Consider the following 2,530-nt stretch of genomic DNA (forward strand, 5'->3'; position numbering starts at 1 on the left):
ACGCCCACCCGGACGACGGCGACGCCATCGGCCGTTTCCTGCGCACCGTGCTGCACCACCGGCGCCCGGCATCGGTGGCCTTCCGCCTGCAGCGGCCGGACGGCGTCACCCGGCACATCCGCGTGGTGGCGGAGCCCGTCCTCGGCCCCGACGGCCGGCTGCTCACCGTACGGGGCGCCTACCAGGACATCTCCGCGCAGCACTGGACCGAGGTTGCGCTCGCCGCAACCCGCGACCAGCTCGCGCACACGGAGCAGCAGTCCGCCGAGCGCAACCGGCCGGCCCTGCAACTGCAGCACGCCATCATGCCGCCCGCGGGTGCTCCGCTGGCCGCGCCGGGGCTGACGGTGGCCGTGCGGTACCGCCCCGCCGAGACGGAGAACCTGGTCGGCGGCGACTGGTACGACGCGGTGGTGCTGCCCACCAAGCAGGTCCTGGTGTGCGTCGGCGACGTCGCCGGCCACGGCATCGAGGCCGCGACCAGCATGGTCGTCCTCCGCAACGCCCTGCGCGGACTGGCCGTCACCGGAGCCGGACCGGCTCAGCTGCTGTCCTGGCTGAACCTCGTCGCCCACCACCTGACGGAACAGGTCACCGCCACCGCGGTGTGCGGTCTGTACGACCCCGCGAGCCGTGTGCTGCGCTGGGCACGCGCCGGCCACCTGCCGCCGGTGCTGGTGCGCGGAAAGGAGGCAAGCACCCTGCCGCTGGTGGGTGGCCTGCTGCTCGGGGCACTCGCCGAGGCCACGTACGAGGAGGCGGAGCTGCGGCTCCAGCCGGACGACACCCTGCTGATGTACACCGACGGGCTGGTCGAGCGCAGGGACCGCTCCGTGCAGGAGGTGCTGTCGCAGTTGCTGGTCACCACGCAGGAGGCGCCGGGCGCGCTGGAGCAGCGGCTCGACCGGCTCCTCATCCACAGCAAGTCGGACACGGACGACGACACCTGCATCATCGGAATACGTGTGGACTGATGCCCTGTCAGCCATCGGGTGTACGGCGCGCATGGCCGGGCTCTGCCGGGACAGACGCGAGGGACGTCCGTACCCACGCACCGTCGGTACGCCGTACGGCGCGGCGCGCGTTCCGGCACGGCAGCCATGCCCCGGCCCGTCCGGCCACTCGGTCGGGCGGCCGTGCCCGGACGATGCACCGGCCCCCGCCGCTGCCCAGCGCCGCCACCCCGGTCACGCCGTGCGGAGCCGCGGCGCGCGCGGGCGGCCCGTGCTTCCGCGCCTGCCGGCACCCCGTACGGGCACGGCACCCGTCCCCGTACGGCGCACGTCCCAGTACGGCGGCATGACCCCGGCCCATCGGGCCACTCGTCCCGCATGACCGATTCCTCACGCGCCTCCTCCGATTCCGCGACGGACCAGCAGGTCATCGACCGGCTCGTGCCGGCGTGGCTGGAAGAGGCGGCACAGTACGAAGCGAACGCGGTGGACGCGGCCAGGAAGGGCTGGCAGAAGGGCCGTTTGTCGCCCGAGGCCGCCCGGGAACTGGCCGACTGGGTGACGGCCCGGGTCACCGACACCGGATTCAACGCCGACAAGGAGTCCTCCCAGCAGGGCGCGGTCCGCGTCAGCGTCGCCGACAAGGCGGCCGTTCACAGGTGGCTCACGGCCCATGGGCATCAGGTGTAGGGCTCCGGCCCGGTGCGCCGGACCCAAGCTGAATCGCCGCGGGTACCCGGAGTGACGCATGGCCGTGAGACCGCACCCGGGTGGGCGCCTCCTCTCGCCGCGCGCACGGGGCGGCGAGGGGGAACGCGCGGGTGAGCGCGCTCCCCCGCCCGAAGGGACACCCGAGGAAAAGCGACCCCAAGGAGCGTCCCCGACGAGCGACCAGGAGGAGCGGGCTTCCCCTCTCCCCCCGGGGGGCTGCGGTCCGGCCCGGAAACCGACCCCCTTACGGGACGAGACCCCCACGGTTCAGGGAAGCGATTCCCCCGCCGGTACAAGCCGGTGGTCCCCAGCCAGGAGAGACTGATGGCGACCGGCCCGACAGAACTGCAGAAGGCCCTCAAGGGAGCCGCCCCGCCGACCGCGACGACCTGGCACGTCTGGCCGAGCGCCGCGGAACGGACGACATTGCTCACGCGGTCACATCGTTCCCGGCGTCGGGCAGAACTGCCCGGAGCCGGGAGGCAAGCCGCTCGTCGTGCGCCACTGACCGGACGCCAACCACATGCCGCCCGTTGAGGGCCACCGTGCGACGAATGTGAGGGCCTTGCGCTTTGACGGCAAGGCAGTCCACCGCAGAGCGGGGCTGTCGCCGGCGCCGGGGCACAGGCAATTCGGCACTGACAAATGACGGTTGCCGGGATCCTTCGTTCTGGAGCACTGACCGAGCGTTTGGTTCGGGTCTGTCATGGCGAGGTGGGCATGGCTTCGGTGACGGGTCATTCGAGGAGGACCGGGTCCGTGGCCAGGGCGGGGACTCCCGCGCGCAGCGCCGGCCCACGGATCCGCGACAACGGCGGGAGGCGGTCACCCCGGCCCGCGCCGCGCGAATCCGCACGGCCGTTGGG

General features: G+C 73.0%; 2 protein-coding genes. Both read left to right on the forward strand.

Annotated elements, in window-relative coordinates; all coding sequences use genetic code 11:
- Positions 1–974, forward strand: a 974-nt coding sequence (locus GUY61_RS37390; protein WP_166634736.1) for a PP2C family protein-serine/threonine phosphatase, incomplete at its 5' end; no start/stop codon positions are given.
- 357 nt (positions 975–1,331) lie between these two features.
- Positions 1,332–1,643: a hypothetical protein gene (locus GUY61_RS37395; RefSeq protein ID WP_166634737.1), complete on the forward strand. Its 312-nt coding sequence runs from the start codon at positions 1,332–1,334 to the stop codon at positions 1,641–1,643.
- The last annotated feature ends 887 nt before the right edge of the window (positions 1,644–2,530 follow it).

The organism is Streptomyces sp. GC420, from assembly GCF_009916105.1.
Lineage (GTDB): Bacteria > Actinomycetota > Actinomycetes > Streptomycetales > Streptomycetaceae > Streptomyces.

Coding starts and splice junctions, on each gene's coding strand:
- GUY61_RS37395 (WP_166634737.1), top strand. CDS start 1,332: ATGACCGATTCCTCACGCGCCTCCTCCGATTCCGCGACGGACCAGCAG.